The following is a 24,040-nucleotide window of genomic DNA, read 5'->3' as shown; positions in this document are numbered from 1 at the left end:
GAGGGCGGCCGGCCCCGGCCTCTCTCCGCACCGCCGCCGGCGCGTCCGGGGTGCCGGGCGCCGGGGTGCCGGACGCGCCCTGACCGCCGCACGCCGCGACCGCCGCACGCCCCGGGTGTCAGGACACCGGTACCGCCGGGCACAGCGCCAGGAGTTCCGCCGGGTGGCGCAGGACGACATCGGGGTCCGCGGCGAGCAGCGTCGCCTCGTCCGTCTCGCCCCACAGCGCGGCCACCGCGGTGACACCCGCGGCGCGGGCGCTGGCGAGGTCGGTGACGGCGTCGCCGACCATCACCGTCCGCCCGGGGTCGGCACCCAGCAGGTCCATCGCCTTGAGCACGATGTCGGGCGCCGGCTTGGCCCGCGCCACCTCGTCCGAGCCGAGGACGGCTTCGAAACGGTCGCGGATGCCGATCGTGTCCAGCAGCGAACGGGCCCGCGGGCCGCTCTTGCCGGTGGCCACGGCCAGCCGTACCCCCCGGCGGCGCAGCTCCCCCAGCAGTTCCGGCACGCCGTCGAACACCTCCACCAGGTGGGCGAGCCGGTAGCTCTCGCGGACGAAGGGTCCCTCCATCTCCAGCGGCAGCCCCATGATGCGCATGATGTCGGGGAAGTAGCGGCCCAGGTGCCGGTTGTACTCCTCGAACGGCGGCTCGCCGGGGCCGACGACCTCCGCGTAGGCGAGGGTGAACGCCTCGCGCATCACCGCGAAACTGTCGACGAGGACGCCGTCGAGGTCGAAGACCACCGAGGTGACGTCGGAAGGGGAAGGTACGGAGGGTACGGAAGGGACAGAAGGGGCGGAAGGGGCGGAAGGTACGGACTGGCTGTTCATCGGGGTCTCCCCTGGAACGTGGTCACGGAGCGCACGGTGCGGTCACACCGGTGCGGACTCCCGGACCTCCTGGACGGTGCGGGCCGAGGTGTAGACCCGCTCGATGGCGCCGATGGTGCGGCGCGCCTCGTCGATCGCCCGGCCCCGTGCGGCCGGGTCGTGCAACAGGCCGGGCAGCAGGGCGAGCTGCCGGTCGTACTCGGCGCCGACGCGTTCCGTGGGCACGCCGAGCTGGCGCGTGGTGCCTTCGGAGGTGCGGGTCAGCACCGACTCCCGGAGGCGGTTGGGGCTGAAACCGAAGGTGCAGCGCAGGGTCGCGCTGCCCGCGCTGCCCTCGACGGTGACGCGGGTGGTGTCCACCGCCTCGTGCGAGGCCCAGCTCGCGTGCAGGACGACGGACCGGCCGTCGTCGGTGACGAGGAAGCCGCGTGCGGTGTCCTCGACGTCGGTGCCGCCGCCCCCGGCCGCCTCGCCTTCGCCTTCGGCATCGTTGTCGTCGTCGCGCCAGGCGGCGCGGGCGGATGCCTGGGTGATGAAGTCGGCCGAGACGGTGCCGATGGCGTGCCGGAAGGCGGCGGTGCCCAGCAGCGGTGCGGCGATGTCGAGGAGGTGCCAGCCGAGGTCGACCAGCGCCCCGCCGCCCGCGAGCGACCGCTGGGTGAACCAGCCGCCCCTGTCCGGCACCCCGCGCGCCCGCACCCAGGCCAGTTCGACGTGCCGGATCTCGCCCAGGCGTTCGGCGGCCCGGTACAGGCCGCGCACGTCGGCGCGGTGGCGGGCCGCGCTGCCGGCCAGCAGTACCGTGCCGCCCGCGCGTTCGGCGGCGGCCAGCCGTTCCGCCTCCTCGGAGGTCAGGCAGACCGGCTTCTCCAGGAACACCGCGATGCCCTTGGTGAGCAGTTCGCAGGCGACGGCGCAGTGCAGGTGGTTGGGGACCGCGACGACCGCGAGATCCACCTCGGCGGGGTCGAGGTCGGCGACGGTCGCCAGCGTCGACAGCCCGGCCGCGTCCGCCCCTTGGGAGCCGGCGACGGCGGCCCGGCCGCGCTCGTCGGGGTCGACGGCGGCGGTCACGGTGAAGGCGGGACTGCGCAGCAGCCGGGGCAGCCAGACCGAGCGGGCGACCCAGCCCAGGCCGATCACGGCGGTGCGGACGGGCGGCAGGGCCGGGGACGGGGCGCTCATACGCTCGCGAGCACGTCGGCGACGACGGCGGCGATCTCGTGCATCTGCTCCTCGCTGCCCAGCAGCGTACGGTGGTGCAGCCACACGGAGTCCCGGGTGAGGGCCTCGGAGTGCGGGCAGCGGCGGGCCAGTTCGTCCACGGTCAGCTCCGGCGCCGCGACCTCCCAGAAGGCGTCGGTGCGGTAGACCGCGCGGAACCCGACGAACGCGGGCAGCCCCCGCTCGATGAGGGTGTCCACGACCCGTGCGCGCCGCTCCTCGGTGATGCCCGGCACCCGGAACATCGCCATGTAGTGCGGATTGCGGTCACCGCGCCCGTCGAGGGCCTGCGGGACGACGCCGGGGATCTCGGCGAGCAGCCGGCTCAGCACCGGCCAGCGTGCCTCGCGGGTGTCGATCTGCGCGTCGAGGCGGGCGAGCTGGGCGCGCAGCACCGACGCGGAGAACTCGTTGAGGCGGAAGTTGGAACCGGAGGTGCGGTGGAAGTAGCCGCGGTCGGTGCGCGGCCGGCCGCAACTGTGCCGGACGAAACCCTTCTCGTACCCTTCCGCGTCGGGGAAGAGCACCGCGCCGCCCTCACCGGCGGTCATCAGCTTGCCGTTCTGGAAGCTGAACGCCGCGACCGAGCCCAGCTCCCCGACCCGCCGGCCGCGCCACCGCGCGCCCTGCGCGTGGGCCGCGTCCTGGACCAGTGGTACGCCCGAGTCGGCGGAGAGTTTGCCCAGCGCGTCCATGTCGCACATCTGGCCCGCCATGTGGACCGGCATGATGGCCGCGGTCCGCGGTCCGATCGCGGCCTCGACCGCCGCCGGGTCGACGCAGTACGTACCCGGGTCGACGTCGACCGGCACGGCCACCGCGCCCAGCCGCTGCGCGGCCTGCGAGGAGGAGATGAAGGTGAACGCCGGGACGATGACTTCGGACCCGGCGCCGACGCCGAGCACTTCGAGGGCGAGTTCCAGCGCGTGTGTGCCGTTGGTGACCGCCAGGGCGTGCGGACTGCCGTGGGCGGCGGCGAACTCGGCCTCGAAGGCGTCCACCTCGCCGCCGCCGATCCGCCACCACTGGCCCTGTTCCAGCGCCCGTATCAGTCCCTCGCGTTCCGCGTCGTCGTACTGCGGCCAGCCAGGCAGCTCGGATTTCAGACGCACACCTTTGCTCATGTCTTCCCCACTTCCCTCGACGCGATATGCAGTGGCGATCGCTTTAACACGCTAACCGGCCGACAGCAGCCGCGCCATTCCCCCTCAACACCCCCCTAGAAACCCCTCAAAACGGCTCCCGGAGATTCTGCGGGTATTCTGCGGGGCGTGCGCCGCGCGGCCCGTGCTATAGATGGAAGTCCGTGACGAACCGGGCGAGGTGCGCTGTGAGCAGGCTGTTGTTGGTGAACGGGCCGAATCTCGGAATACTCGGAACCCGCCAGCCAGAGATATACGGAACCGATACCCTGCGGGACATCGAACGCTGGGTGGGAGAAGAGGTCGCGGAGCGCGGATGGAAAGTGGACTCCTATCAGTTCGACGGTGAGGCGGAGATCATCCGCACCATTCAGGGGAACTACGACACGGTCGGCGCCATCATCAATCCGGCCGCCCTGATGATGGCCGGGTGGGGTCTTCGTGACGCCCTGGCGAACTATCCGCGGCCGTGGATCGAAGTGCACCTGTCGAATGTCTGGGCCCGTGAGCAGTTCCGCCACGAGTCGGTGACCGGGCCGCTGGCTTCCGGCGTCATCTTCGGGCTCGGCGCGCTGGGGTACCGGCTCGCCGCACGCGCCCTGCTCGAAAAGGTGCCGGGCTGACCGCCGCGGCCGCCGGCCGACTGGGCATCGACATAGGCGGCACGAAGGTGGCGTTGCGCGTCGAGCGCGACGACGGAGGCGTGGCGGAGTCGTCCTTCCGGTGGACCGGCCGGGCCTCCCGCCCCGAGGACGATCTCGGCCTGCTGGCCCGGCACGTCGGGGAGTTGTGCGCGGGGCGCCCGCAGGGGCTGCGCGGCGTCGGGGTCGCCCTGCCCGCCACGCTCGACGCCGCCGGCACGGTCACCGTCTGGCCGGGCCGCCCCGCCTGGGCCGGGTTCGCTCTGGGCGCCGCCCTGTCCGCGCTCTTCGGTGCCGCCGAGGTGGCGTGCGCCGACGACGGTGACCTGGCGGCGCTCGCCGAGGCGGACGCGGCCGGCTGCGCGGACCTCCTCTACCTCGGTGTCGGCACCGGTGTCGGTGGCGGCCTGGTGCTGGCCGGGCGCCCCGTTCCCGGCGTGGGGCGCGGGTCCTGCGAGGTCGGCCACCTCGTCGTCGACCGCGACGGACCGCTGTGCGACTGCGGACGGCGCGGCTGTGTGCAGGCGGCGGCCTCGGGCCCGGCGACGCTGCGCCGCGCCGCCCGGCACCGGGGAGCGGAGGTGCCGTTCACCGCTTTCCGGCAGGCCGTGTCCGACGGCGAGCCGTGGGCCGTGGCCGCGTTGCGGGAGAGCTGCGCCGCACTCGCCGCGGCCGTGGCCGGTGTCTGCGAACTGACGCGCCCCGCGCTGGTCCTGATCGGCGGCGGCTTCGCCGCGGCCGTGCCGCAGCTCGTGCCGATGGTGGCCGAGCGGACCGCGCTCCTGCGACGCCCCGGGCACCCGCTGCCCCCGGTACGTCCCGCGCTGCTGGGCGGGCTGTCCTCCCTGCACGGCGCGGTACTGCTGGCCCGGGGCCTGCCGGCGGGGTAGTTCAGTCAGGTGTCCGGTCCATTCCGGCCAGTGCCGAGGCGACGGTCTCCTCGGGCACCCCGGGCACCAGCCCGGGGCCGTCCGGGCCGTCCAGGACGAAGGTCAGCCCGTGCGTCGCCTTCTTGTCCAGCTTCATCACCTCGATCAGGCGCCGCGCGTCGACCCCGGCCGGCAGCGCGGCCGGCAGGCCGTAGCTCCGCACCACCTCCAGGTGCTCGGCCGCCCGTGCCGCGTCGATCCGGCCGAGGGCCAGCGCGAGACGGCCCGCGAACACCGTGCCGATCGCCACCCCCTCGCCGTGCTTCAGCGCGAAGTCGGTCGCGATCTCCAGGGCGTGTCCCAGCGTGTGGCCGTAGTTGAGGATGTGCCGGCGCCCCGAGTCCCGTTCGTCGGCGGCGACCACCGACGCCTTGAGCAGCACGCTCGCCGCGATCTGCTCCGGCAGCGGCAGCCCGCGCAGGTCGCCGGCGCCGATGAAGTGACAGCGGGCTATCTCCCCGTATCCGTTGAGCATCTCCCGTTCGGGCAGGGTGCGCAGATAGTCGGTGTCGCACAGCACGGCGGCCGGCTGCCAGTAGGCGCCCAGCAGGTTCTTGCCCTCGGGGAGGTTGACCGCCGTCTTGCCGCCCACGCTGGCGTCCACCTGGGCGAGCAGTGACGTCGGCAGGTGCACCACGGGCACTCCCCGGTGGTACAGGGCGGCGGCCAGTCCCACGACGTCGGTGGTGGTGCCGCCGCCGCAGGAGACGACCGCGTCCGAGCGGGTCAGCCCGAACCGCACGAAGGCACGGCCCAGTTCCTGCACGGTCGCCAGTGTCTTGTCCGCCTCGCCGTCCCGGGCCCGCAGCACCACCGACGGCATCCCCGGGTCCGGCAGCCACTCCTCGGGCCGCGCGGAGACCATCGCCACCCGCCGCGCACCGAGCCCGGCGAGGACCGCGGCCAACGAGTGCCTCACGCCCGGCCCGATGTCGACGGGGTAGGAGCGCTCGCCGAGTTCGACCATGACACGGGTGTGCGGCCGAGCCGATGCCGTCATGCGCTGTCCGTCCTTCCGCGTACGATGCCCGGCCGCCCACCGGCACCGGTCCCGGCAGCATGCCTACCCGGACGCACGCGGCGGTCAACCGCGCTCCGCCCGCCGCGTGTCCGGCCCGCAGTCGGAACGACGGCTCCGGTGCGCGCCCTTGCGGCCGGGTCCGGTCCGCGGCGGTCAGTCCCCGCCGACGACGACCACCTCGTCCCCGGCCGTCCAGCGGCGTCGTACGTCCTTGGGGGGATTGATCCGCACACCGTAACCGGGGCTCGTCATCGCGTCCTGGTGGCTGCGGTAGCCGATGGCGCACTCGCCGCGGTGCCGGGCCGCGGCCACCACGGTGGCGAAGGAGGTCTCGCGTCCGGGCAGTACGTAGTCGGCGGCCGGCCGCATGCGGACCCCGGTCCCGTCGCCGGCGAACAGCTCCTCGAACACCGCTGCCAGGTGCCGGTTCTGCGAGATCTGGGCCATCAGCAGCCCGATGAGCTTGCCGCTGATGATCACGTCGGCGCCGGGCGCGATGGGGGCGAGCGGCCGGTTGCGGTCATCGACCAGTTCGGTGACGACCGGCAGTTCGCGCCCGGTCGTCTCCTCCAGTTGCCGCAGCAGCAGGAGGGTGACAAGCGTGCGGTGGTCGGGTTCGTCCTGCGGCTGTCCGGTCACGGGGTCCCGGCCGAGCACGATCACACTGTCGTACGAGTAGACGTCCAGGCGTCGCAGGGTCTCCGGACGGGTGACGTCGCCGTCGTGCAGCGTCACGCTCAGGTGGGTACCGCCGTCCGCGTCGGCCTCGTTCACCTGCCGGGCCGTCGCCTCGCCCTGGTCCGTCACCACGTCGACGGCCGACCCGGGCCGGGCGCGGCGCCGCAGTTGGTCGACTATGAGCGGTGCCCGGCGGTTCCAGCCCAGCAGCAGCACCCGCTCCGCCCGGGTGGGCGTCGGCGGGCCGGACGCCATCGCCGCCTCCTCGACCGACTCCGCGCAGTCCTCCAGTACGGCCGTGTCGTCGTCACGGGTGATGACCACGAGCAGGTCGCCGGGGGCGATGGGGGTGGCCGGCGGCGGGTTGAGCAGGGGGGTGCCGGCGCGCACCAGCCCGACGAGGCTCGACGTCCGGTAGGACAGCAGCGCGTCGCCGAACGGGCGGCCGGTCAGGGCCGGCTCGGTGATCAGGTAGAACTCGTCGCCGGCGAAGTCGAGGAGTTCCCGGTGCACGAGGGAGAGCCCGGGGCGGCGGGTGGCCTGGACGATCAGCCGGGCGGTGACGGTGTCGCTCTCCAGGACGATGCCGCCGGGTCCGGCGGCCAGGCGGGCGGCCAGCAGGTACCGGTCGTTGCGGACGGCGGCGACGACGGGCGGACGGCTGCGCTGCCCGGCCAGGGCCGCCCTGAGCGCCAGCAGCGTCTTGACCACCTCGGCGTCGGCTTCGGGCTGGTCGTGCGGCAGGATCAGCACGACCCCGGCCGTGGCCGGGCTGGTCAGGGAGAGCACGGTCGGGTCGGTGGTGGGGCCGCTGCGGCAGATGAGCCGCGTGCGGCCGGTGGTGCGCACCTTGGTGCTCAGCGCCTCCTCCATCAGCGTCTTGTCCCGGTCCGCCAGCACCGCCACCGCGGCCCGGCGCTGGTTGGCGTTGGCGGCCACCAGTTCGCCCACCACCGTGAAGACCTGCTCCGACCAGCCCAGGACCACGGCGTGACCGTGTTCGAGCACGGTGGAGCGGCCCCGCCGCAACGCGGTGAGCCGCTCCGTCAGCGCCGTCGTGATCAGGCCGACGAGCGTCGAGACGTACACGAGGGTGACCAGTGCCAGCAGCACCGAGACCAGCACCCGCGACGGGGTGCCGGTGGCCCCGCCCAGCCGCAGTGTCTCCCCGGTGACGCGCCACACCCGCGCCAGCTTGCCCGTCAGGGACGGCGGCGCGTCGGGGTCGGTCCACACCAGCAGCGCGCTGGCCGGGACGACGACTGCCAGGCACAGCAGGGCCATCCAGCCGACGAGAGCGGCGGCACCCCGGGCCAGCGTGCTGTCGAACCAGTAGCGGACCCTGTCACCATACGGAGCACGCCGCGGTGCCACCCTTCCCCCCTCGCCTCGCGACTCCCCCCTCGGGGAGCGCGGATGTGGATGCCTTGTCGCAGTGTGGTGGACCGATCGCCACATCCGGCGGGGTTCGCGCCGCATTCACCCCTTAGGGTTCCCGGCCCCTCTGCCTCGGCGGGTCCGTCGTGGCGTCAGCGTTCGTCGGCGTTTAGCTCCTTCGGGTCAACGCCCGAGCGAAGGGCGGACGCCCGGTCACGGCCGCCGGTACAAAGACCGGCATGACTGAAAATCACACAGTGGCGGGTGCAGAAGGCGGTATGTCCCGGAGGGGTTTCGCGGCGGCGGCCGGCACGGCCACGGTGGCAACGGCCCTGGTCGGCGGCACCGCCGCGACCGTGCCCGCCCAGGCCGCCCCCGCCGCTCCGGCCGCCGCCCGGGGCGCCGACTTCGACCGGTGCCTGGCCGTGGCCCGCGCACTCCTCGTACTGGACTCCGACGACCGTCCCCTGGTGCCCGGTTACCGGGACGTCCTCCGCAAGGGGCTGCCGGCCCAGCGGCGGGCACAGCCCAAGGACGTCCTGGTCATCGGCGCCGGCCCGGCCGGTCTGGTGACCGCCTGGCTGCTGAAGCGGGCGGGTCACCGGGTGACCGTGCTGGAGGCCAACGGCAACCGGGCGGGCGGCCGCATCAAGACCTTCCGCCGCGGCGGCCACGAACACGCCGAGCAGCCCTTCGCCGATCCCCGCCAGTACGCCGAGGCGGGCGCGATGCGCATCCCCGGCAGCCATCCCCTGGTGATGGAGCTGATCGACCAGTTCGAGCTGAAGAAGCGCCCTTTCCACTACGTCGACGTGGACGGCGACGGACGTCCGGCCAACCGCACCTGGGTCCATGTCAACGGCATCCGCGTGCGGCGTGCCGACTACGCCCGCTCACCCCGGCGCGTCAACCGGTCGTTCGGCGTGCCCAAGGCCCACTGGGACACCCCCGCCGCCACCATCCTGCGCTCCGCGCTGGACCCGGTACGCGACGAGTTCAGCGTCGTCGGCAAGGACGGCAAACGCGTCGACAAGCCGCTGCCCGAACGGCTGCGCGGCTGGGCCCGCGTGGTGCAGCGGTTCGGTGACTGGTCGATGTTCCGCTTCCTGACCGAGCACGCCGGTCTGGACGAGCGGACCGTCGACCTGATCGGCACCCTGGAGAACCTGACCTCCCGGCTGCCGCTGTCCTTCATCCACAGCTTCATCGGCTCCTCCCTGATCAGCCCCGACACGCCCTTCTACGAGCTGGAGGGCGGCACGGCCGTGCTGCCGGACGCCCTGCTCGAACGCGTCCGCGCGGAGGTGCGGTTCGACCGCCGGGTCACGCGCGTCCAGTACCACCACCCGGACCGCCCCGCCCCGGACGCCGAGCATGTCCGGAGCAAGGGACCGCACGTGTGGGTGGACACCGTGTCGGAGGGCCGCGGCGGCCCCGTCGTGCGCGAGCAGTTCACCGCGGACGTCGCCGTGGTGACGGTGCCGTTCTCCGGGCTGCGCCACGTCCAGGTCGAGCCGCCCCTGTCGTACCGCAAGCGGCGGGCGGTCACCGAGCTGCACTACGACAGCGCGACCAAGGTCCTGCTGGAGTTCAGCCGCCGCTGGTGGGAGTTGGACGAGGCGGACTGGAAGCGCGAGCTGCGGGCCATCGACCCGGGTCTGTACGACGCCTACCGCACCGGTCGCGCCCCCGCCGACGGGAGTCTGCTCGGCGCCCACCCCTCCGTGCCCGGCGGGCACATCACCGAGGCTCAGCGCACCCACTACGCCGCCCACCGCTCGATCGCCCGCGACCAGCCGGAGGCGGTCGACGTCGTGGGCGGCGGTTCGGTGTCGGACAACGCCAACCGGTTCATGTTCCATCCGTCGCACCCGGTTCCGGGCAGCGCGGGGGGCGTGGTCCTGGCCTCCTACAGTTGGGCGGACGACGCCTCGCGCTGGGACTCCCTGGACGACGACGCGCGCTACCCGAACGCCCTGTGCGGCCTTCAGCAGGTCTACGGCCAGCGCATCGAGGTCTTCTACACCGGAGCGGGCCGCACGCAGAGCTGGCTGCGCGACCCCTACGCCTACGGGGAGGCGTCCGTGCTGCTGCCGGGGCAGCACACGGAGCTGCTGACCGCCATCCCGGCGGCCGAGGGGCCGTTGCACTTCGCCGGGGACCACACGTCCGTCAAGCCGGCGTGGATCGAGGGGGCGCTGGAGTCCGCCGTGCGTACCGCCCTGGAGATCCACACCGGCTGAGCCGTCCGGTCAGGCCGGGCAGGCCGGGTCGTTCCCGGGTGCGCTCGGATCGGCGGTGGGTGAGGCGTCGGTGCCGGGCGAGGGACTCGCCGGGTCGGAGGGGCAGTTCTCCGGCGTGGACGGGTCGGGGGTCGGGGCGGGCGGGTCGGTGGGGGTCGGGGTGGGCGAGGGGTCGGGGGCCGGGGAGTCGGACGGTGCGGGGGTGGGGTCCGGTTCCGTCGGGGACGGGGAGGGCGCGGGCGGGGCCGGGCGCGTGCGTGAGGGGGTCGGGGCGGGGGTCTCGGGGTCGGGGCCGATGATGATGCCGCCCTTGCCGCCACCGCCCTTGCCGCCGTTGTCCTTGCCGTCGCCGCCCCGGCCGCCGTCGGCCCCGCCGCGGTCCTCGTCGGCCGGTTTCGTCGCCGGAGTGTCGCCGCCGGCGCCCGGGGACCGCGGGACGACGCCCTTGCCGTCGGGCACGGTGTGCACGCCCCGGCGGTAGAAGTCCAGCCAGTGGCGGACCAGGTCGAGGTAGGCACGGGAGTTGTTGTAGCTGAGGACCGCCCGGTCCAGGTCGGCGGCCCGGCTCAGGTCGCGGTCCCCGGCGCACAGGTAGTGCCCGGCGGCGAGGGCCGCGTCGAAGATGTTGTTGGGGTCGCCGCGGCCGTCCCCGTTGCCGTCCGCGCCCCAGCGGGCCCAGGTCGACGGCAGGAACTGCATCGGCCCGACCGCGCGGTCGTACACCGTGTCGCCGTCGTGGACGCCGTCGTCGCTGTCCAGGATCAGGGCGAAGTTCCCGCCGTCGAGCGCCGGGCCGGTGATCCGGCCGAGGGTGGTGCCGTGCCGGTCGACCGCGCCGCCGCGCGCCTGCCCGGACTCCACCTTGCCGATCGCCGCGAGCAGTTCCCAGGGCAGTCGGCAACCGGGGTCCGTCCGGGCGACGGACCGCTCCGCCGCGCGGTAGGCGCGCAGCACGGTGCCCGGGATGCCGGCCTGGGCGCGCGCCTGGGCGGCCTGCGCGGCCTGCGCCGCCTGCGCGGGGCGCTGCGCGACGTCCGGGGAGACCAGCGGCGGCAGTTCGGTGTGGTACGAACCGTCGTCGGGCGGGGCGGGCTCGGCGTACGGCAGGCCGGCGACGGGAGCGGGATGGTCGACGGCGGCGGGGGCCGGACGGACGCGGTCCCGCTGCGGCGGCCCGGGGGCCTGGGAGGCGGTGAGCGCCGCCACCGCGGTCACGGCGGCGGCGGTGGCCCGCAGACCCTGCCGGGTCCGGGCGGGAATGCGTCGGGCGCGCTGTTCGGGCATGGTCGGTCACTCCCTGGTGGTGGGGCGCGTACGGGTTCAGCGGCCGAAGGTGTCGATGCCCGAGACGAGCCAGCGACCGTCGCGCCGCTGGACATCGACGGCGAACATCGCCCCGGCGTAGGTGCCGTCGTCGTCGGCCTTCTTGCCGCCCGCGGTGCTGACGCTGCTCTGGTCGGCGTAGACCAGGACGCGGGCCCGGTCGCCGTCGACGCGCTCGACCGCGCTGTCGGTGACCGTGGTGGTGATCACCGCCTTCTGCTGGTCGGCCCGTGCGCGGATGTCGGCGAACAGCTCCCGGTGCTGGGCGACGGCCCGTCCCGTCAGCCACTGCTTCGCGGCCTGGTCGAGGGCGTCGGGGTCGGCGTGGTCGTACGAGAAGAGCGCGGCGACGGCCTTGGTCGACTGGCCCTTGATCTCGCTGGTGCGGGCGGTGTCGGACAGGGCGGTGTTGCGGGCGGGCGGGGCGTCCCGGAGGGCTTCGGCGCGGGCGTGCGCCCAGCCGGCGAAGCCGCCGAGGAGGAGGGTGAGCAGACACAGGGCCGCGAGCGCACGGCGGGGTGCGTGCCGACCCGGGGCCTTCCTTAGCGGTGGGTCCGTGTCCTCGCCGGGCGGGGCGGGCGCGGTCCGGGCGATCGGTGTGGTGCCGCGTGGTGCGGGCCGGGTGCGGGCGGGCGGTTCCCCGGGTTCCTGGGCGGGGCCGGTGGCGGGCGGGGTGCGCAGGGCCTCGCGGGCCTGGCGGCGGCGGGCGTTGTTCAGATGGTGGCGGGTCGTCGGCATCGTGGTGTGGTCCTCTCCTGCTGACGGTCAGCCGGCCGGCGTGCCGCCCACCGGGGCCTGGCCCAGGGCGCTGAGCTTCCAGTGGCCGTCGGTGCGGGTCAGTTCGCCGAGCATGCGGCTGTCCTTGTCGGTGCTCGCGTCGCCGGGCGCCTTCACCGTCACGCGCAGCGCGACCAGCACCCGGGCCCGGCCGGCCCGGTCGTCGAGTTCGGTGAGTGCGCCGGAGAGCACCTTCGCCGTGGTCACCGTCTTGGCGGTCTTCACCTGCGTGGCGAACTCGTCCCGCCCGGAGACCAGTTGCTCGTGCAGCTCGCCGGTGGTGGAGGACTCCCAGAGGTCCAGTCCCCGGTCGACCTCGCGGTGGTCGAGGGTGTTGAGGTTCTGGACGGCCTGTTCACCGGCGGCGAGGGCCGCGTCGCGCTGCTCGGCGTACGCGACGGTGTCGTCGTGGGCCGCGTCGTACCAGTCCCAGCCCGCCCACCCGGCGAAGCCGCCCGCGACCAGCGCGAGGACGAGGGCCAGGGTGGTGACCGGCAGCGCCCGGAGCCGGGCCGGTGCGCTGGTGGCGCGTTTCATGAGTGTTCCCTTCTCCCCGCGTCCGCTCAGCGGGACCTGATGTCGACGATCCGCCACTGGTCCCCCTGCCGGCGCGCGGTGACCGTGAGCTGGGCCGCCGCCGAGGTGGTGCCCGCCTTGCCGCGGTGCGTGATCTGGTCGAGGAAGACCAGCAACCGCGCGCTGTCACCGTCGAGTTCGATCACTCCGGTGCGTACCGCCTGGGTGCTCAGGGTGACGCGCTGCTCGGCCAGGTCTGCACGAATCCGGCCCATCAGTTCCGTGTACTGGCGTTCCGCGCGTCCCGCGAGGACGGACCGCGCCGTCCGCTCGGTGGCCGCCAGACCGTCCGGCGTGTACGAGAAGACGCGGGCGAGGGCGTTGCCGACGTCTCCGGCGACGCGGCTGGTCGCCTCGGCGTCGGTCAGCGACCGATTCTCGGCCGAGGGGGTGGACCTGAGCTGGTGGGCGCCGTAGAAGAAGCCGCCGCCCGCGAGGACCAGCAGGGCCGCGGCCGCCGCGGGGACCAGGCGCCCGAGGTAGGCGCGCGGGCGCCGGCCGTCGCCACGGGCCGGGGACGGGCCGTCGGGCGACACCTCCGTGGCGCCGACTGCGCCGGTGCTTCCCGTGCCGGTGCCGGTGCCGTCGGTGCCGGTGCCGTCGGTTGTGTCGGTGCCGTCGGTTGTGCCGGTGCTTCCCGTGACCGCGCCGGAGTCGGTTCCGGACCCGGGGTCCGCGCCGCTTCCGGCCCGTTCGGCGGCCGTCCCGTCCTCCCCCTCGGTGTCCGGGCCGGTGCCGGCCCGGGGCCGTCCGAGGTGCCGTAGCCGTGTCATCGGCTCTCGTCCTCCTCCGCCGTGCGCGCGAGCGGTACCGCGCTCAGTGCCTTGACCTTCCACTCCCCCTCGCCCGTGCGGGCCAGGACCGCCTCCAGGCGCTTGCGGTCCGTGGTCGGTGTCTTCGATCCGGTGGGCGTGACCTCGACGCGCACGGTCGCGATCAGCTTGGCGGTGCCCGCGCGGGTGTCCAGGGCGGTGAGCGCGGCCTCCGTGACCGTGCCCCGCGCCGAAGCGCCCTCCCGCGGGACGGTGCCGCCCAGTTCGTCCCGGAGCGGGCCGGTCGAGGCGGCGCGCCAGTCCTGGATGCCGTCCCGGGCCCGCTCCCGGGACGAGGCGTCGAGGGTGTTGAGGACGGCGAGCCGCTCGCGTCCGTCGGCCAGTGCCTCGTCGCGTTCACGGCCGTACGCGAGGGAGTCGTCGCCCCGCGCCTGGGCGTACGTCCACGCCCCGGTGCCGCAGAAGGCCAGCGCCAGTGCCAGGCCGGCACCGGTCAGGACGCGTGCCCGCCTCATCGGCCCGCCTCCGGGTCCGCGCCGAGCAGCCCCGCCAGACCGGTCGCCCGCGCGCCGCCCGTGTCCGGCAGGGCCAGCGCGCCCGGCAGGGACGCGGCGGACCCGGCCGGGGCCGAGGCGGTACTGCCCATGCCGTCCGTGCTGCCCGTGCTGCCCGAGGGCAGGGAGCCGGGCTTGGCCGGGTCGGGTACGGCGCCGCCCCGGGGCGCGTGGGCGGACCCTCGTACGTTGACGCCGCTCGCGGCCGGGGCCGTGCAGGCGGCGCCGGTGTTGAGGGCCGGTGCGGTACCGAGGTCGAGGCCGGTGCGGTACCGGGTGCCGTCGTAGCCGTCGGTGCAGGGCAGGGGCTGGAAGAAGGTGACGGCCAGGCCGAGGTTCATCTTTCCTCCGTCGACGGCGGTGGCGCCGGCCGAGACGGCCTCCGGGTACTTCACGAGCAGTTCCTCGATGCCGCGCTGCCGGGTGACGGCGATCTCGGAGGTGGTGAGCAGGTTGGCGAGGACCACGCCCAGGCTGGGGTCCAGGTCCCGCAGCAGCCCGCTGACCTGCGTGGCGGCCTCGGGTGTGACGGTCAGCAGGCGGCGCAGGTCGGCGTCGGAGCCCTTGAGGGCGCGGGCCAGTTCCGTGGCGCCGTCGGCGAAGCCGCGGATGGCCTCCGCCTCCTCGGCCTGGGTGCGCAGCACGGTCTCGCCGTCGGCGAGCAGGCGGGTGGTGGCGGGCAGGTTGCGGTCGGCGGCCTCGATGAAGGCGCTGCCGTTGTCCAGCAGCTTCTGGAGGTCGTCGCCGTGCCCCTCGAACGCCTTGCCGAACTCGTCGACGACCGTGCGCAGATCCTCCAGCGGCACGGACCTGGTGAGGTCGTCCAGGCTGGTGAGGACGTCGGTGACGGGGGCCGGCACCTCCGTGTCGGGTTGCTCGATCCGGCTGCCGTCGGCGAGGTAGGGGCCGGCGTCGCTCTCGGGCCGCAGGTCGATGTACTGCTCGCCGACCGCGGAGAGCCCGGCGACCACGGCCCGGGTGTCGGCCGGGATGCGGGGCGCGGACTTCTTGATGCGCAACTGGGCGACCACCCCGTCGGCGGTGAGGTCGATCCGGCCGACCCGGCCCACCGAGACGCCTCGGTAGGTGACGTCGGAGTGGGTGAACAGGCCGCCGGTGCGCGGGAGTTGCACCTCGACCGTGTAGTGGTCGGCGACGCCGACGTACCGGCCGAGGTCGGCGTAGCGGATGCCGAGGAAGCTCAGGACCAGGACGGCGATGAGGAGGAAGGCGAGGTTCTTCAGGCGTACGGCGAGGGTGATCATCCGTGGGTGCCTCCGTCCCCGGTCTCGTGGGTGGGTGTCGGTACGGAGGGCAGGGGCAGCGGTGCCGAGGGGGAGGCCGTGGCTCCGGTGCCGGACCGCTTGCGGGGCGCGGAGGTGTCCCGTTCGCTCTGCGGCGTGGCGGTCGGCGAGGGGGTGCTCCCCGGTACCAGGGGCGGGATCACCTGGGTGCCCGGGACGGCGGTCATGCTCAGGTACACGTTGAGGTAGTCGCCCTTGACGCCGTTCAGCACCTCGTCGGTGAACGGGTAGGTGAGCAGCACCTGGAGGGAGTCGGGCAGGTCGCTCCCCGCGTCGGCGAGGGCCTTCAGGGTGGGGGCGAGGGCCTTGAGGTCGGCGACCATGTCGTCCTTGCCGGCTTCGACGGTGGAGACGGCGACCCCGGACAGGGTGTCCAGGGAGCGCAGCATGGTCAGCAGGGAGCCGCGCTGTTCGTGCAGCGTCTTCAAGCCGGGCGTGAGGCCGGTCACGACGGTGCGGACGTCGTCCTCGCGGCCGGCGAGGGTGGCGGCGAGCCGGTTGACGCTGTCCAGGGCGTCGGTGATGTCGTCGCGGTGGTCGTCGAGGTCGGCCACGAGTTCCTCGACCCGCTTGAGCATGGAGCGCACCTCGGGTTCGCGTCCGCCGAGGGCCTCGTTGAGTTCCCGGGTGATGGTCTTGAGCTGGTTGACGCCGCCGCCGTTGAGCAGCAGGGACAGGGCGCCGAACACTTCCTCGACCTCGGTGTTGCGGCCGGTGCGGGAGAGCGGGATGACACCGCCGTCACGGAGGGTGCCGGCGGCGGACGGCTCGGCCGGCGCGACGAGTTGGACGTACTTCTCGCCGAGCAGGCTGGACTGTTCCAGGCGGGCGCCGGCGTCGCGGGGCAGTTCGACGTCGCCGTTGATCTCCATGGTGACCCGGGCCGCCCAGGTGTCGCCGTCGAGGCGGATGCCGGTGACCCGGCCCACGGCGACGTCGTTGACCTTGACCGCGGCGTGCGGCACCAGGCTGAGGGCGTCGGCCAGTTCGGCGGTGACGGTGTAGGGGTGCGGGCCGAGGTCGGCGCCGCCCGGCAGGGGGAGGTCCTCGATGCCGTCGAAGCGCGGGGCGGTGACGGAGAACGCGCCGAAGGCGAGGGTGAATCCCAGGCCGAGGGCGAGGAGCCCGCCGATCCCGGTGCCGAGGGCGGCGCCGGTGCCGAGCGCCCGCCGCCGTACCGTGCCGTGCGGGGGCTCGACGCGGTCCGCCTCGGCGGTCTCCACCTGCTCCGCGCCGGTGGCGTCCTCCGGCTCGGACGCCTTTCCCCGGCGTCCCACGACCCGTTTCACCGCTCCCCCTTCCCGGTGCCCGAGGTCGCGGAGCCGCCGGTGGCCGGCAGGGGCAGCAGCGGGCCGCCCATGCTGATCTCGTTGAGGTCGGCGCGGCCGTCGATCATGCCGGTGCCGGGGTCGTAGGCGCCGGCGAGGTTGTCGGCGGCCAGCGGGGCGACGTCCAGGGCCTCGGCCAGGGAGGCGCGCTGGCGGACGAGTGTCCGGGTGATGGGGACGAGCCGTTCGACGTTCTTCTTCAGCTCGCCCCGGTTGTCCTCGATGAAGGTCTTCACCTGGCCGAGCGCCGTGCCGAGTTCCTCCAGCGCGCCCGCCAGGTCGTCCTTGTTGTCGGCGAAGTAGCCGACGACCGTGTCCAGCCGTTCCTGGGCGGTGCGTACGTCGGTGTCCTTCTCCGCCAGCATCGTGGTGAAGGTCTGGAGGCTGCTGAGGGTGGCGAACAGGTCGTCGTCGGCGCCGTCGAGGGTCTTGGCGGCCTTGCCGAACTCCTCGATGCTCTCGCCGATCGCCTCGCCGTTGCCGTCGAGGTTGGCGGCGCCGGTCCTCAGCAGGTCGGACAGGGCGCCGGAGGAGTTGGCCCCGTCCGGCCCGAGCGCTTTGCCGAGGTCGGTGATCGAGGCGTAGAGCTGGTCGATCTCGACCGGGGTGCGGTTGCGGGAGGCGGGCAGCACGGCGCCGTCGGCGAGGGCGGGACCGGAGCGGTAGGCCGGGGTGAGCTGGACGTAGCGGTCGGCGACGATGCTCGGCGCGATCACCAGGGCCCGTGCCGACTTCGGTACCCGTACGCCGTCGGCCAGGGCGAGTTCGACCCGCACCCGGGTGCCCTCGGGGCGGACCGAGGCGACCTCGCCGACGCGGACGCCGAGGATGCGCAGGTCGGAGCCGGCGTAGATGCCGACGGCGCGGTCGAAGTAGGCGGTGACGCGGGTGCCGTCGCGGTCCAGGGCGCGGGCGGTGACGAGTCCGGCGGCGACCACGGCCAGGGCGATCGCGGCCGTGAGGAGTTTTCTGCGCTTGCTCACGTCACTCACCGCTCCCCCGGGCCGCCCGCTGCTCGGGCGGCATGCACGACGTCTTGGGCTGGGACTGGGCGGGCAGGTAGTCGCGGGGCACCACCCCGCACAGGTAGCTGTCGAACCAGCGGCCGTTGCCGAGGGTGTTGCCGACGAGCCGGTAGTAGGGGCCGACCAGGGCGAGGGTCCGGTCGAGCTGGGTGCTGTTCTCCTCCAGCACGGTGGTGACCCGGCCGAGCGCCTTCAGGGTGGGGCCGAGCTGCTTCTCGTTGTCCTTCACCAGGCCGGTCAGTTCGGTGCTCAGGCCGCGGCTGCCCTTCAGCAGGGCGGTGATCGCGTCGCGGCGGTCCTTCAGTTCGCCGAGCAGGGGTCCGGCGTCCTCGATGAGGGTCTCGAAGCTGGATTTGTTGTCCTTCAGTGTCTCGGTGAACTGTGCGCTGCCCTTGAGGAGTTCGGACAGTTCGCGGTCGCGCTTGGAGACGGTGCGCGAGAGGTCGGACAGTCCGGTGGCGGCCTTGCGGACGTGCGGCGGCGAGTTCTCGAAGGTCTTCGAGATCGTCTCGAAGCTCTTGGCGAGCTGCTGGGTGTCGATGGCGTCGACGGTGGAGCTGAGGTCCTGGAACGCCTGGGTGACGTCGTACGGCGAGGTGGTCCGGGTGCGCGGGATGCGGTGGCCGGGGTCCTGTTCCGCGGTGCCGAGCGGGTCGAGGGCCAGGTACTTGTCGCCGAGCAGGGTCTTGATGGCGATGGCGGCGGTGGTCCGGTCGCCGATCCAGGCGTCCTCGACCTCGAAGGTGACCTTCACCCGGTCGCCGTCGAGGGCCACGCCGGTCACGTCGCCGACCTTGACGCCGGCCACGCGCACTTCGTCGCCCTCGTCGAGGCCGGCCGCCTCGGTGAAGTCGGCGGTGTAGGTGGTGCCGCCGCCGGTGAGGGAGAACCGGTCGGCGTTGTAGGCCAGGACGGTCAGCAGGGCCAGCAGGAGCAGGCCGGCCAGGGCGACGGCGACCGGGTCGCGGTCCTTGACCGGCTTCAGCCTCGGCGGGCGGGAGCGGCGGGGCGCGGGGGCCGGGGTGTCGCGGCGTGCGGGCCGCTGGAGCAGGGTCATGCGCCGCACCTCGCTTCGGTGACCGCGATGCCGGTGGGCGGCTTCTCGCCGGTGGAGGTGGTCACGCCGTCCACGCGGGCCTCGCAGAGGTAGAGGTTGAACCAGGAGCCGTAGGAGGACAGGCGGCCCAGGGCGGTCAGCTTGGCGGGGGTCCGCTCCAGGAAGTCCTCGATCTGCGGGGTGGCGTCGGCGAGGTTGCCGGAGAGCCGTCCCAGTTCGCGGATGTCCTCCTTCAGAGGCGCGCGTCCGTCCTGGAGGAGGTCGGCGGTGACGGTGGTCAGGTCGCCCATGGCGGCGACGGCCTTGCCCAGTGGCTCGCGGTCGTCGTTGAAGCCGGTGACGAGCTTCTGGAGGGTGTCGACGAGGTCGTCGAAGTCGGCTTCGCGGTCGTTGAGGGTGGTCAGGACCGTGTTGAGGTTCTTCACCACCTCGCCGACGACCTGGTCCTTGGCGGCGACCGTGGTGCTGACGGAGCCGATGTGCCTCAGGAGGCTGTCGACGGTGCCGCCCTCGCCCTGGAGGACCTGCACGATGGAGCCGGCGAGTTCGTTGACGTCCTTCGGGGAGAGGCCCTCGAAGAGCGGTTTGAAGCCGTTGAAGAGCAGGGTCAGGTCGAGCGCGGGGGCGGTCCGGTCGAGCGGGATGGTGTCGCCGGCGTCGAGGGCGCCGGTGAGGTCGCCGCTGCCCCGGTCCAGGGCGATGTAGCGCTGCCCGACCATGTTGAGGTACTTCACGGCGGCGGTGGTCGACGCGGGCAGGGTGCGGTCGTCGCGGACGGTGAAGGTGACCTGCGCGGTGCGCCGGTCGACGACGCGGACGTCGGTGACCTCGCCGACCTCGACGCCGGAGATGCGGACGCTGTCGCCGTCGGTGACTCCGGTGGCGTCGGTGAACAGCGCCTTGTAGGTGAGGCTGTCGTCGCCGACGCCGGTGCCGGAGACGCTCAGCCCGAGGACGGTGGTGGCCAGTGCGGTGACCACCAGGAAGGCGAGGGACTTCAGCAGCGGTCCGGTCAGCGGCCGGCGGCGGGTGTGGGCCGTGCGCCGGGGGTCGGCGGTGTGCCGGAACGTCATCGCAGGGTCACCTCCGTGCCGCGCAGCACCGGCCCCGCCAGCAGGCTGCTCCACTCGGGGAGGTCGGCGGGGGCCTTGCCGGTGGCGGGTGCGAGGAGTTCGTTGACGAGGTCGTTCTCCTGCGGGGAGTTGGCCGGCCCCAGGTCCTGTCCGGCCGCCGCGGGCACCTGTGCGGCCGGTCGCGCGGCGACGCCGAGGTAGGGCACGGGGTAGCAGCGGGGGCCGCCGCCGGCGTCGTAGGAGGGGGTGTCGGTGCCGGGGCGGTAGGCGCCGCGCGAGGGCACGGTGGTGACGTCGACGCGCAGGCCGGGGCGGTCGGTGCCCTTGCCGAGGGCCTTGTCCATGGCGGGCACGAAGTCGGCGAGGGTGCGCAGGGTGCAGCCGAAGGCCGAGGAGTACTCGGCGAGCAGTTCCAGGGTCGGCCGGGAGGAGGCGGAGAGCCGGATGATGTTGTCCTTGTTCTGCCGCAGGAAGGCGGTCAGGTCCTCGGCCGTCCTGGTGGTGGCGCCGAAGGTGCCGGCCAGCTCGCTCTCCTTCTCCGCCAGGGTGCCGGTGGTGGTGGTGAAGTCGGTGAGGGCGTCGAGGATGTCCGGGGCGGCGTCGGCGTAGACCTGGCTGACCTTCACGAGCTGTCTGAGGTCGCGGTTGAGGGTGGGCAGGTGGGGGTTGAACTCGCGCAGGTGCGAGTCGAGCAGGGCGAGGGTCTCGCCGAGCCGGTCGCCGCGGCCCTCCAGGGCCTGGGAGACGGCGGAGAGGGTGGCGGAGAGCTTCTGCGGCTGCACGGCGGTGAGCATGGGCAGCACGTTGTCCAGGACCTGCTGGAGTTCGACGGCGCTGGCCGAGCGGTCCTGCGGGATGACGGCACCGGCGGCCAGGCGGCGCGCGGAGGGCGTCGCGGGCGGGACGAGGGCGACGAAGCGTTCGCCGAACAGAGTGGTCGGCAGCATCTGGGCGCGTACGTCGGCCGGTATGTCCTCGCGGGCGCCGGGCCGCAGGGCGAGGGTGAGCCGGGCGCCGTCGTCGGTCGGTTCGATCTCGCGGACCTCGCCGACGACGACGCCGCGCAGCTTCACCTCGGCGCCCAGGTGCATCTCGTTGCCGACGGCGGCGGTCTCCACGACCACCGGGTCGGAGGCGGTGAACCGCTTGTCGTAGACGGCGACGGCGAGCCACACCAGCAGGGCGGGGACCACCAGGAAGACCACTCCGGCGAGCCGGCGGCGCACCGTCGCGCCGCGTGCCGTGTGCGTTGCGGTCATGTCACCCCGCCACCTTCACGGTCGTGGTGGCACCCCACAGGGCCAGGGACAGGAAGAAGTCGGTGACGCTGATCAGCACGATCGCGTTGCGCACCGACCGGCCGACGGCGACGCCGACGCCGGCCGGGCCGCCGGAGGCGCGGTAGCCGTAGTAGCAGTGGGCGACGATCACCATGACGCTGAAGATCAGCACCTTCAGGACGGAGAGCACCACGTCCGTGGGTGACAGGAACAGGTTGAAGTAGTGGTCGTACGTGCCCCGGGACTGGCCGTTGAAGAGGACCGTGACGTAGCGGGAGGCCAGGTAGGAGGAGAGCAGCCCGATCGCGTAGAGCGGGATGATGGCGACGACGCCGGCGATGATGCGGGTGGTGACCAGGTAGGGCAGGGAGCGGATGCCCATGCCTTCGAGGGCGTCGACCTCCTCGTTGATGCGCATGGCGCCGAGCTGGGCGGTGAAGCCGGCACCGACGGTCGCGGAGAGGGCGAGCCCGGCGACCAGCGGGGCGATCTCGCGAGTGTTGAAATACGCGGAGACGAACCCGGTGAACGCGGCGGTGCCGATCTGGTCGAGGGCCGCGTACCCCTGGAGTCCGACGACGGTTCCGGTGAACAGGGTCATCGCGATCATCACGCCGATGGTGCCGCCGACGACCCCGAGGCCGCCGGTGCCGAAGGCGACCTCGGCGAGCAGCCGCTGCACCTCCTTGAGGTAGCGGCGCAGGGTGCGCGGAATCCAGAGCAGGGAGCGTACGTAGAACAGGAGTTGGTCGCCGGAGCGGTCGAGCCAGACGAGCGGGGAGGCCATGGACCTCAGCCTCCCTTCGGCGGTACGAGCTGGAGGTAGACGCCCGTCATCACCATGTTGACGAAGAAGAGGAGCAGGAAGGTGATGACGACGGACTGGTTGACGGCGTCGCCGACGCCCTTGGGGCCGCCGCGCGGGTTGAGGCCCCGGTAGGCGGCGACGACGCCGGCGATGAACCCGAAGACCAGCGCCTTGAGTTCGCTGACGTAGAGGTCGGGAAGCTGGGCGAGGGCGGAGAAGCTGGCGAGGTAGGCACCGGGGGTGCCGTCCTGGAGGAAGACGTTGAAGGCGTAGCCGCCGAGGATGCCGACCACGGAGACCAGGCCGTTGAGCAGGACCGCGACGCCCATGGTGGCCAGGACGCGGGGCACCACCAGGCGCTGCACGGGTGAGACGCCCATGACCTCCATGGCGTCCAGTTCCTCGCGGATGGTGCGCGAGCCGAGGTCGGCGCAGATCGCGGAGCCGGCCGCGCCCGCGATGAGCAGGGCGACGATGAGCGGGCTGGCCTGCTGGACGACGGCCAGCACGCTGGCGCCGCCGGTGAAGGACTGGGCGCCGAGCTGCTGGGTGAGCGAGCCGACCTGGAGGGCGATCACGGCGCCGAACGGGATCGAGACCAGGGCCGCGGGCAGGATGGTGACGCTGGCGATGAACCAGAACTGCTCGACGAACTCCCGGAACTGGAAGGGGCGCCGGAAGATCGCGCGGCCCACCTCGGCGGCGAGCGCGAAGAGCCGGCCGGTCTGCCGCAGGGCGCCGGTGATCATGCGCCGCTCCCGGTGGCCGGCATCGGGAGCGTCGCGGTGGTGCCGCCGGGCGCGGCGGCGCCGGGTGTGCCGGGTGCGGTGGGCGCGCCGGACGCGGCGTACGTGCGCTCGATGGCGGCGCGGGCGGCGGGCGGCAGCGTGTCGAGCATGCCCAGGACCCGCTCCCGGCGCCGGGTGACGGCGCGGCGCGGCGGGAGTCCGGGGGACGGCTCCAACTGCGGGACGATCTCCCGCGGCCGGTCGCCGTCCGCGCCGCCCGGTGCCGCGGCCTCGGCGGCGAGGGTGGCGGCGTCCTTCTCCTCCGACATCCCGATCGGGCCCTCGCGGCGGCCGGCCAGGAACTGCGCCACCACCGGTTCCTCGCTGGTGAGGAGCACCTCGCGCGGGCCGAAGGTGACCAGTTCGCGCCGGAAGAGCATGCCCATGTTGTCGGGGACCGTGGCGGCGATGTCGAGGTTGTGGGTGACGATCAGCATCGTCGCGTCGATCTGCGCGTTCAGGTCGATCAGCAACTGGGAGAGGTAGGCGGTGCGGACGGGGTCGAGCCCGGAGTCGGGTTCGTCGCACAGGATGATCTGCGGGTCGAGCACGAGCGCGCGGGCGAGTCCGGCCCGTTTGCGCATGCCGCCGCTGATCTCCCCCGGCAGTTTGCCCTCGGCGCCCAGCAGCCCGACGACCTCGATCCGCTCCATGACGATGCGGCGGATCTCGGACTCCTTCTTCCGGGTGTGCTCGCGCAGCGGAAAGGCGATGTTGTCGAAGAGGGACATGGAACCGAAAAGGGCGCCGTCCTGGAACATGAGCCCGAACTTTTTCCGGGTCTCGTAAATATCTCGCTCAGGACTGTTCACCATGTCGACGCCGTCGATGAGGACACGGCCGCGCTCCGGCTTCAGCAGTCCGATGAGCGACTTGAGGAACACGGTCTTTCCGGTGCCGGACGGACCGAGCATGACGCTCACCTCGCCGGCCGGCAGCGTGAGGCTCACGTCCTGCCAGATCTTCTGCCTGCCGAATGACTTCGTGAGCCCCTCGACGACCACTTCGATTCCCATATCACCTCCAAAGAGGGTGAAGCCGGTGCGCACCGCGGAGCGCACGTGGAGCCGGTGCCCGGTTCACTGACAACAGGCGGGGCGCCGGCTCCCTCCCCGTTCTTTGTCACCGCGCAGACACCTCCCGCCGCGGACTTGTCCGCCGCGTGCGGGACAGGGTCGCGCGGCCCCCGGGGCCGGGGACTCGCGCGGCCCCGCCGGCGGATGCCCGGCCTGAAGGAGGACAAGGCCGGAAGTCATCCGTCGCGCCTCCTCGGCATGGGGGCAC

At 73.3% G+C, this 24,040-nt stretch carries 22 protein-coding genes; 3 read left to right on the top strand and 19 right to left on the bottom strand.

The features are described 5' to 3' along the window. Positions 1 to 118 precede the first annotated feature (118 nt). The 3 genes from ACFY32_RS28250 to ACFY32_RS28240 all read right to left on the bottom strand — a co-directional run bounded on the left by ACFY32_RS28250 (position 119) and on the right by ACFY32_RS28240 (position 3,183). Entirely contained in the window at positions 119 to 748 is a 630-nt protein-coding gene (locus ACFY32_RS28250) for an HAD-IA family hydrolase (RefSeq protein ID WP_390675639.1), read from the bottom strand. 129 nt (positions 749 to 877) lie between these two features. After that, positions 878 to 2,020, bottom strand: coding sequence for a Gfo/Idh/MocA family oxidoreductase (locus ACFY32_RS28245; RefSeq protein WP_359200863.1), 1,143 nt, complete (start codon positions 2,018 to 2,020; stop codon positions 878 to 880). Then, a complete protein-coding gene (locus tag ACFY32_RS28240; RefSeq protein ID WP_359200861.1) occupies positions 2,017 to 3,183 on the bottom strand; it encodes a DegT/DnrJ/EryC1/StrS family aminotransferase in 1,167 nt (388 codons plus the stop codon). Before ACFY32_RS28240 ends, ACFY32_RS28245 begins: the two co-directional genes overlap by 4 nt. Before the next feature lie 206 nt (positions 3,184 to 3,389). Between ACFY32_RS28240 and ACFY32_RS28235 the strand changes: the two genes are divergently transcribed. Next, on the top strand, positions 3,390 to 3,824 hold the full coding sequence (locus ACFY32_RS28235; RefSeq protein WP_359200859.1) for a type II 3-dehydroquinate dehydratase: 435 nt from the start codon (positions 3,390 to 3,392) through the stop codon (positions 3,822 to 3,824). A gap of 47 nt (positions 3,825 to 3,871) precedes the next feature. Next, a complete protein-coding gene (locus tag ACFY32_RS28230) occupies positions 3,872 to 4,732 on the top strand; it encodes an ROK family protein (protein ID WP_390675638.1) in 861 nt (286 codons plus the stop codon). Position 4,733: 1 nt separating this feature from the next. Here ACFY32_RS28230 and ACFY32_RS28225 read toward each other — a convergent pair whose 3' ends face one another. Then, positions 4,734 to 5,771, bottom strand: coding sequence for a 3-dehydroquinate synthase family protein (locus tag ACFY32_RS28225; protein ID WP_390675637.1), 1,038 nt, complete (start codon positions 5,769 to 5,771; stop codon positions 4,734 to 4,736). Between the two features lie 174 nt (positions 5,772 to 5,945). Continuing rightward, the gene (locus tag ACFY32_RS28220) at positions 5,946 to 7,844 is read right to left on the bottom strand and encodes an NAD-binding lipoprotein (RefSeq protein WP_390675636.1); all 1,899 of its coding nucleotides are present in this window, start codon (positions 7,842 to 7,844) and stop codon (positions 5,946 to 5,948) included. Between the two features lie 242 nt (positions 7,845 to 8,086). On the opposite strand from ACFY32_RS28220, the gene ACFY32_RS28215 reads away from it, so the two are divergent. Further along, positions 8,087 to 10,090 carry a flavin monoamine oxidase family protein gene (locus ACFY32_RS28215; RefSeq protein ID WP_390675635.1) on the top strand — a complete coding sequence of 668 codons (2,004 nt, stop codon included), beginning with the start codon at positions 8,087 to 8,089 and terminating at the stop codon, positions 10,088 to 10,090. Between the two features lie 9 nt (positions 10,091 to 10,099). On the opposite strand, the gene ACFY32_RS28210 is transcribed toward ACFY32_RS28215, so the two are convergent. The 14 genes from ACFY32_RS28210 to ACFY32_RS28145 form a co-directional block, all read right to left on the bottom strand. Next, positions 10,100 to 11,374: a lytic transglycosylase domain-containing protein gene (locus ACFY32_RS28210; protein ID WP_359200851.1), complete on the bottom strand. Its 1,275-nt coding sequence runs from the start codon at positions 11,372 to 11,374 to the stop codon at positions 10,100 to 10,102. 36 nt (positions 11,375 to 11,410) lie between these two features. After that, positions 11,411 to 12,151 (bottom strand): hypothetical protein, encoded by a 741-nt coding sequence (locus tag ACFY32_RS28205; protein ID WP_390675634.1) that lies wholly within the window; start codon positions 12,149 to 12,151, stop codon positions 11,411 to 11,413. Positions 12,152 to 12,178: 27 nt separating this feature from the next. After that, positions 12,179 to 12,727 carry a nuclear transport factor 2 family protein gene (locus ACFY32_RS28200; protein WP_390675633.1) on the bottom strand — a complete coding sequence of 183 codons (549 nt, stop codon included), beginning with the start codon at positions 12,725 to 12,727 and terminating at the stop codon, positions 12,179 to 12,181. 26 nt (positions 12,728 to 12,753) lie between these two features. After that, positions 12,754 to 13,539 (bottom strand): hypothetical protein, encoded by a 786-nt coding sequence (locus ACFY32_RS28195; protein WP_390675632.1) that lies wholly within the window; start codon positions 13,537 to 13,539, stop codon positions 12,754 to 12,756. Then, positions 13,536 to 14,054 (bottom strand): hypothetical protein, encoded by a 519-nt coding sequence (locus tag ACFY32_RS28190; RefSeq protein ID WP_359200843.1) that lies wholly within the window; start codon positions 14,052 to 14,054, stop codon positions 13,536 to 13,538. Before ACFY32_RS28190 ends, ACFY32_RS28195 begins: the two co-directional genes overlap by 4 nt. Further along, the gene (locus ACFY32_RS28185) at positions 14,051 to 15,358 is read right to left on the bottom strand and encodes an MCE family protein (protein ID WP_390675631.1); all 1,308 of its coding nucleotides are present in this window, start codon (positions 15,356 to 15,358) and stop codon (positions 14,051 to 14,053) included. Before ACFY32_RS28185 ends, ACFY32_RS28190 begins: the two co-directional genes overlap by 4 nt. Next, positions 15,355 to 16,530, bottom strand: a complete 1,176-nt coding sequence (locus ACFY32_RS28180) for an MCE family protein (protein ID WP_390675642.1) — start codon at positions 16,528 to 16,530, stop codon at positions 15,355 to 15,357. Before ACFY32_RS28180 ends, ACFY32_RS28185 begins: the two co-directional genes overlap by 4 nt. Before the next feature lie 152 nt (positions 16,531 to 16,682). Further along, positions 16,683 to 17,708 (bottom strand): MCE family protein, encoded by a 1,026-nt coding sequence (locus tag ACFY32_RS28175; protein ID WP_390675630.1) that lies wholly within the window; start codon positions 17,706 to 17,708, stop codon positions 16,683 to 16,685. Position 17,709: 1 nt separating this feature from the next. Further along, a complete protein-coding gene (locus tag ACFY32_RS28170; protein ID WP_390675629.1) occupies positions 17,710 to 18,807 on the bottom strand; it encodes an MCE family protein in 1,098 nt (365 codons plus the stop codon). Beyond that, the gene (locus tag ACFY32_RS28165; RefSeq protein WP_390675628.1) at positions 18,804 to 19,880 is read right to left on the bottom strand and encodes an MCE family protein; all 1,077 of its coding nucleotides are present in this window, start codon (positions 19,878 to 19,880) and stop codon (positions 18,804 to 18,806) included. Before ACFY32_RS28165 ends, ACFY32_RS28170 begins: the two co-directional genes overlap by 4 nt. Further along, complete coding sequence (locus tag ACFY32_RS28160) at positions 19,877 to 21,139, bottom strand: MCE family protein (protein ID WP_390675627.1); 1,263 nt, start codon at positions 21,137 to 21,139, stop codon at positions 19,877 to 19,879. Before ACFY32_RS28160 ends, ACFY32_RS28165 begins: the two co-directional genes overlap by 4 nt. Before the next feature lies 1 nt (position 21,140). Beyond that, entirely contained in the window at positions 21,141 to 21,947 is an 807-nt protein-coding gene (locus ACFY32_RS28155) for an ABC transporter permease (protein WP_359200831.1), read from the bottom strand. Positions 21,948 to 21,952: 5 nt separating this feature from the next. Further along, positions 21,953 to 22,717 (bottom strand): MlaE family ABC transporter permease, encoded by a 765-nt coding sequence (locus ACFY32_RS28150; RefSeq protein ID WP_390675626.1) that lies wholly within the window; start codon positions 22,715 to 22,717, stop codon positions 21,953 to 21,955. After that, a complete protein-coding gene (locus ACFY32_RS28145) occupies positions 22,714 to 23,772 on the bottom strand; it encodes an ATP-binding cassette domain-containing protein (protein ID WP_359200829.1) in 1,059 nt (352 codons plus the stop codon). Before ACFY32_RS28145 ends, ACFY32_RS28150 begins: the two co-directional genes overlap by 4 nt. Between the last annotated feature and the right edge of the window lie 268 nt (positions 23,773 to 24,040).

The organism is Streptomyces sp. NPDC000134, assembly GCF_042899225.1.
Taxonomy (GTDB): domain Bacteria; phylum Actinomycetota; class Actinomycetes; order Streptomycetales; family Streptomycetaceae; genus Streptomyces.
This window is presented reverse-complemented; position numbering and strand designations above follow the sequence as displayed.